Here is a 6,028-nt window from a genome sequence, read left to right on the forward strand (position 1 = left end):
CCAAAAAGCCAGACTATAGGCCGTCACCCCCGCCCCATCCTCCCCAAAAGCCCGGACATTGATGACGGGATTGCGGGGATTAGCGTTCACATCTGCCACGGGAGCTAGGACCCAGTTCACTCCCAGCGCACGGGCTTCTAATGCGGTAATCCGGCCCGCCTCAAAACAAGCCTCCTCCCCCACCTGAGCTAGAGCCATCGCCGGAGGTAATCGGGTCGCCCCTTGAAAATGTTGCCCCGCGCCCTCTTCTAGGTCCGCACAGATTAGGAGCGGTATCTGACTCAAGGCCTGGAGACGGGCAATCTTACGCGGAGTCTCGCTGACATTCCCGCCAAAAATCAAAACTCCGCCCACCTGATAGCGGGTAATCGCCTCCGTCAGAGCCGCCCAATCCAGTTCCCGGTCTGGGTACAGGCGGTCCTCATCGCGCTCAAAGCCACTGGTACGGACGACCAGCAGTTGACCGACGGTCATTGGGGGACTAGCACGGACAGGGCCAAGGGGATGACCTTGAATCGAGCCGGGGTCGTCACGGTTAGCTCTCCATCCGTCGAGATCCGGCGGGGCCGCTGGGTCAAAATCTCAATCTCCTGACCCTGGAGTGCACTTACTAAAGGCGAACGGCCTTGGTCGCCCCGGCTCATCGCGGGTAAAAGGCTGACCACCTGCCACCAGGCGTTACATTCCAGACTGTAGAGGTCCAACCGCTGGTCATCAATGGCAGCATCCGTAGCAACCGTCAACCCCCCGCCGTAATACCGCCCGTTCCCCACCGCAATCTGGAGCGTCCGCACGGAGAAACTCTGCCCATCCACCCGCACCTCCGCCCGAAAAGGCCGCGCTTGCCCCACCACTTGAAAAGCAGTCAGCGCGTAGGCAAAGACCCCCCAACGTTTTTTGATGGTCCCGGTCAGACGTTGGGTAATCCGGGTCGTCAGGCCCAGACTCGCCACATTAAAGAAGTGCTTGCCATTGACCCAACCGAGATCGATCTGTTTGGGTTGTCCGGTCTGGATGACTTGACAGGCTTCGGGTACGGTCAACGGAATATTTAGGGTCCGTGCTAGGTCATTTGCGGTCCCCAAGGGCAGGACGCCTAGGGGCAACCCCACTCCGACCAGTCCATCTACGACCGCATTGAGGGTGCCATCCCCCCCGCCGACGATGACGCATTCCACCCGTTCGCGATAACGGGCCAGCAGACTGGGTAAATCCGCTGGGTCAGGAATAGTTTCTTCAATTAAGGTAAAACCCCGCTCAGTCAACTGTTTGCGCACCTCGGTCAACCGTTGTTGGACTTGACGGGCGTGGGGATTGACCAGTAGGAGGGCGGGGCGGTCCATCGTCCCAGTGTACAATTCCTGGGTCCGCTCTTGCTCTACCATCCGTTAGAGTGATACGTTTAGAGACTGTGGCACTGTAGCTCAGCGGTAGAGCAAGCGGTTCATACCCGCTCTGTCAGTGGTTCAAATCCACTCAGTGCCATGTCATAAAGACAAATGGGAAAAAGAATCGGTTATTTGTTTGTCAGCTAAAACATTATTTGTCGTCTGTTAGTTAAATCATTCGTCTGGAGCGGAATTCTGGCTTCTTGCCCTAGCACAAACTGGCTGGCCCTTACCCAGAGCAGTCCAGACCCATATTTTATTTTTTACCGACAAACGTTTGCAATTCATCTACGCTAAACTAGTCTCCCTACTTTAGATAAAGGGACCGAGGTGATAAAGTAAGAAAAACTGGGCGGACTGGGCATGGAAAAAGAACTTCTTGGCTCCTTTCGTGAGGCTTACCGGAATTTAGAACTCCTGCCGTTACGCACACCTGAGGCGTTGGCAGAATTCGGGGTGGAGTACGGTCAAGAAGTAATTGAAGAGTTGTATCAGTTAGTTGAAGATGACCCTAATCGCACGGGTAAGATTATCTTTACTGGACATCGGGGCTGTGGGAAATCTACGGTACTAACTAAATTCACCCAACGTTACCAGGAGCAGTATTTCATTGTTCTTTTTTCCATATCGGACACGATTGAAATGTCGGATGTGAATCACATTAATATCTTGTTTGCCATCGCCCTAAATTTGATGCAGCAAGCTAAGTTGAATGGTCTAAATATCCCTGATGAGGATAGGCAAAACATCTATCGATGGTTCGCTAAACAGACCCAAACCGAGATTGAGAACGTAGGGGCTGAGGTAAATCTAGGATTTGACCTATTTAAAATATTCTCCGGGAAGCTCAAGGCAGATGCTGTGGTCCGTAATGAAATTAAACAGGAGTTTGAACGTAAAGTTACCGACCTCATTGCGCGGGTTGACCAGATTGCTGCTTTGATTCGGGGGCAGACTGAGAAAGAGATTTTGGTAATTATTGATGACTTGGATAAATTGGACCTGTCAGTGGTCAACCGGGTTTTCCGCGATAACTTGAAACCTTTGTGTCAGCCTTCATTTCAGGTAATCTACACCATCCCGACAGCGGCTCTCCGGGACAAATATTTGAAGCCGATTATCGAGACGGGGACGGACGACCAGATTGTGATGATGAGGGTGGTCAAGCTTTTTACAAAAGGAAAGGGGCGCGTTCCAGAGGAGCAGCCTGTGCAGAGTGCCGCCGACACGCTCTGCAAAGTAATCAAGAAGCGGATTCCCGGTGAACTTTTGGCTGATGAAACTGCTTCTAAGATGGTGATTTATAGCGGAGGTGTGCTACGGGAGTTGATTCGTGTGACCAAGGAGTGTTGTCGTATCTGTTTACGGAAACTTCGTCAAGAGCCAGAGCTAACGCAGTTAAAAATTAACCATGAGATCCTTGAAGAAGCTGTGAATAACCTACGCAATGATTTCGCGCTCCCTTTGGGGAAAGCAGATTACGAAATTCTCGCGGAGACCTACAAGAATAATGCGCCTGATGACCCAAAGAAAGCTGAATTTCTAGAGTTACTCCACGGGTTACACGTGTTAGAGTACCGCAATCGTGAAATTTGGTACGATGTCCACCCCATAGTTGTCGGTCTCCTGCACGACAGGGAGCTCCTTGATGGTACTTAGTCCTCAAATCACCGGGAACCAAAATAGTTACGATGACCTCATGGTTAGCATCGAGGCTGGTCAAGGGCAACTGGGACTATTAATTGCTGTTTGTAATGATGTCAGATTTAACAAAGAAATAATTAGCCGCTATGAACATGAATTAAGTCAACAAGGCATTCACACCCACCAAATCACCCTAGACCCCAAAGAACCCAACCTCCGCGCCGCTCTTGAGCAGGTCGTTGAAGCAAATACGCCCTTGAGTCATGGCGAACCCAGTGTCGTCACGGTCTTAGGCATGGAACAACTTTTCTTTTTGCGGTTAGGGGCTGAGCGTTCAGCCTGGGAAATCTTTTTTGGTTATTCACAATGGACTCGTGAGGCCCTACGGGTATTTCGCTTCCCCGTCGTCCTCTGGGTATCCCACAATCTCTTGACCGAACTCAGTAAAAATGCCCCTGATTTCTGGAGTTGGCGTAGCGGCGTATTCCGATTTACTGCTCCACCTCAAGATACGACTGATAATTTAATTAAACAGTTACCAGAACCTAACACCACGCTACCAGAAGATGAAATTCCGCTATTGTCTATAACCTCGCTAGAGCGACTAATCGAACAAAAGGAATCGTCTCAAGAACGGGACGAAAACTTAGGCCAATTGTATTACTGGGCTGGTGTCTCCTACGCGAATCAAGCTCAAAAAGGTTAGTCCGCTGATTACCGAGGAGACACCGAAAAGGCGGTAGCATACTTTCAGCAAGCTGTATTAGTTCATCAGGATGGAAGTTTTACGCAAGCCCTAGCTAATGATATGGCTTGGCTTGGATATTTGTACGAGTCCCAAGGGCGGTATGAGCAGGCGGAGCCGTTGTACGAGCAAGCCTTGGCTCTGAGTCGCAAACTCTTGGGCGAGGAGCATCCCGCTGTGGCATCCAGTATCAATAATCTCGCTGCACTCTACGATTCCCAGGGGCGGTATGAGCAGGCGGAGCCGTTGTACGTGCAAGCCTTGGCTCTGAGGCGCAAACTCTTGGGCCAAGAGCATCCCGATGTGGCAACCAGCCTCAACAATCTTGGGGCTTTTTACTATGAGCGGGGGCGGTACCAGGAGGCGGAGCCGCTCCTCGTCAAGGCTCTTGCACTCCGGGAGAAACTTTTGGGGAATGATCATCCCGATACTATTGGAACCCGGCAAGGGTTGGCGATGGTGCGGGCGATGAGGTAGTTCCTTGGTTGCGAAAACGGGTTACACCCATCCAAACTGAAAAAAATGGCGTTTTTTGTGGATTAAACGCCGACGATCCCACGATAAACGACGATGATCGTCCGATAAACGGTCTTTATCGTGGATTAAACGTCAATGATCCTGCAATAAACGTCAATGATCATACGATAAAGCTCATAGATCGCACGATAAACGCAATTATTCGCGCATTCAGTCCCGTTTATCCCCGATTCACCCGGCTTTTTCCTGGGATCGTGGGGTCGCAAAAGCTGCTCCCCCGTACCCTGACGGGCGCAGGGGCCACCCATGACAAAGGGGCTTCAATTGAAGCCCCCCTGGATGTATGAGATGAGAGCGTTAGTAAGCAAGCCCCATACTGCGGGTAGTCTCGGCACCGAGATAGACCCGTATGCTCAGATAATCGGTCGGGCAAGCAGTTTCGCAACGCTTACAACCAACACAATCTTCGGTACGGGGCGACGCGGCGATGGACCCGGCCCGGTTTCCGTTCCAGGGGACCATCTCCAAGACATCGAGGGGGCAAGCCCGGACACACTGGGTGCATCCGATGCAAGTGTCGTAGATCTTGACAGCATGACTCATGCGAGACTCCAACTACGCCAGATCCCCGGCGACTTCTTACTACACTTTGTACTTTATCGGTCAGCCGTACTTAGTTCTAGGGTTCGTAATAGTTCTTTACTTCCCGTTACGGGGTTGGGAGCGACGGATAAACTGAATGAAACCATCCCGTTCGTCCTACGTCTGCAACAATGCCCATCTCCCGGCCTGCACCCATGTACCGTCGTCTCTGGCAACTGGCTCTCAGCCTGGTTCTCCTCTGCCAAGTGCAAATTATCGCTGCCCAGACCCTCAACCTCCAATGGACCAAGCCCTACGCCGAGGTCCTGGAGCAACGCGATAAGCTAGTCCTCCTGCAAGAACCCCTCGACAAGACCTTGACGCGCATTGAGCTAGTCACTTGGCTCACCCAGGTCTTCGGATTACGCCCGGACCCCAGTAAGTTTGTCTCCCTGACTGACCTGCCCCAGGATAGCCCCGACTTCTTGAATGCCCAAGCGTTCATCCAGGCGGGCTTGGGGACGGCTCCTGACGGTAAATTCCAGCCCCAGAGCGATTACACCCGCCTGGAGACCTTGGCCCTATTCGGACGGCTCCTAAAGTTGACCGCTCCGCCTAAAGAAGTCGTGGACCGTTGGGCCGGACTGTACAAGGACGGTGCCCAGGTCTCTAGTCAGGGCCGGACCTTTGTGGCGGCGGCGGGTCAGGCGGGTCTCATCATCAATTACCCCGACCCGAAAGAACTGGGTCCTGATTACATCCTCACCCGTGGCGAAGGGATAGTCCTGTTGTATCAGGCCCTGGTCTATCAGAAAAAGATTACCGCGCTCACCCCGCCCGTGGCCCAACTCAAGCTCATCCCGCCCGTCCTGACGGCTATTGACATTACCCCGCGCGACCGCACCGTCAAACCGGGCGAACTCATCACGATCACGGCTAAGGGCACCCCCGGCAGTAAGGCTACCTATTCCCTAGGCGAGTTAATCCAGCGACAGCCCCTCAAAGAGACCAAACCGGGCGTCTATACCGGGACCTACAAAGTCAAAGCCGGGGATTACCTGACCAGCCCCGCCGTGAGTGTCACCCTCAATCGCTCAGGGCTAGAGGATAAGAAACTGAAAATCGCTGTCCTCACCCTGGGTACGCCCCCCTATCCCAGCCGAGTCGCCAGTACCCCCCCTGACAGTTACAA

The 6,028-nt window shown here is 52.8% G+C and carries 5 protein-coding genes, 1 tRNA gene and 2 pseudogenes; 5 read left to right on the top strand and 3 right to left on the bottom strand.

Features of this window, described 5'->3' with window-relative positions; translation table 11 throughout:
- Together HFM78_RS00005 and HFM78_RS00010 are read right to left on the bottom strand one after the other, a co-directional pair.
- Positions 1–474, bottom strand: a 474-nt coding sequence (locus HFM78_RS00005; RefSeq protein ID WP_287127361.1) for a glycoside hydrolase family 3 N-terminal domain-containing protein, incomplete at its 3' end; no start/stop codon positions are given.
- Positions 471–1,385: a lipid kinase gene (locus tag HFM78_RS00010; RefSeq protein WP_287127362.1), complete on the bottom strand. Its 915-nt coding sequence runs from the start codon at positions 1,383–1,385 to the stop codon at positions 471–473. The genes HFM78_RS00005 and HFM78_RS00010, both read right to left, overlap by 4 nt.
- A 28-nt stretch (positions 1,386–1,413) precedes the next feature.
- On the opposite strand from HFM78_RS00010, the gene HFM78_RS00015 reads away from it, so the two are divergent.
- The 4 genes and pseudogenes from HFM78_RS00015 to HFM78_RS00030 form a co-directional block, all read left to right on the top strand.
- A tRNA-Met gene (locus HFM78_RS00015) sits at positions 1,414–1,485 on the top strand.
- Between the two features lie 266 nt (positions 1,486–1,751).
- The gene (locus tag HFM78_RS00020) at positions 1,752–3,047 is read left to right on the top strand and encodes a P-loop NTPase fold protein (protein ID WP_287127363.1); all 1,296 of its coding nucleotides are present in this window, start codon (positions 1,752–1,754) and stop codon (positions 3,045–3,047) included.
- Between the two features lie 40 nt (positions 3,048–3,087).
- A complete protein-coding gene (locus HFM78_RS00025; RefSeq protein ID WP_287127364.1) occupies positions 3,088–3,738 on the top strand; it encodes a hypothetical protein in 651 nt (216 codons plus the stop codon).
- A gap of 15 nt (positions 3,739–3,753) precedes the next feature.
- Positions 3,754–4,254, top strand: a pseudogene (locus tag HFM78_RS00030) (tetratricopeptide repeat protein); the annotation flags it as partial.
- 357 nt (positions 4,255–4,611) lie between these two features.
- On the opposite strand, the gene psaC reads toward HFM78_RS00030, so the two are convergent.
- Positions 4,612–4,857: a photosystem I iron-sulfur center protein PsaC gene (gene psaC, locus HFM78_RS00035; RefSeq protein ID WP_287127365.1), complete on the bottom strand. Its 246-nt coding sequence runs from the start codon at positions 4,855–4,857 to the stop codon at positions 4,612–4,614.
- 194 nt (positions 4,858–5,051) lie between these two features.
- Here psaC and HFM78_RS00040 point away from each other — a divergent pair.
- A pseudogene (locus HFM78_RS00040) lies at positions 5,052–6,028 on the top strand (S-layer protein); the annotation flags it as partial.

Source organism: Candidatus Cyanaurora vandensis (assembly GCF_013285555.1).
Lineage (GTDB): Bacteria > Cyanobacteriota > Cyanobacteriia > Gloeobacterales > Anthocerotibacteraceae > Cyanaurora > Cyanaurora vandensis.

Coding starts and splice junctions, on each gene's coding strand:
- psaC (WP_287127365.1), bottom strand. CDS start 4,857: ATGAGTCATGCTGTCAAGATCTACGACACTTGCATCGGATGCACCCAG.
- HFM78_RS00010 (WP_287127362.1), bottom strand. CDS start 1,385: ATGGTAGAGCAAGAGCGGACCCAGGAATTGTACACTGGGACGATGGAC.
- HFM78_RS00020 (WP_287127363.1), top strand. CDS start 1,752: ATGGAAAAAGAACTTCTTGGCTCCTTTCGTGAGGCTTACCGGAATTTA.
- HFM78_RS00025 (WP_287127364.1), top strand. CDS start 3,088: ATGGTTAGCATCGAGGCTGGTCAAGGGCAACTGGGACTATTAATTGCT.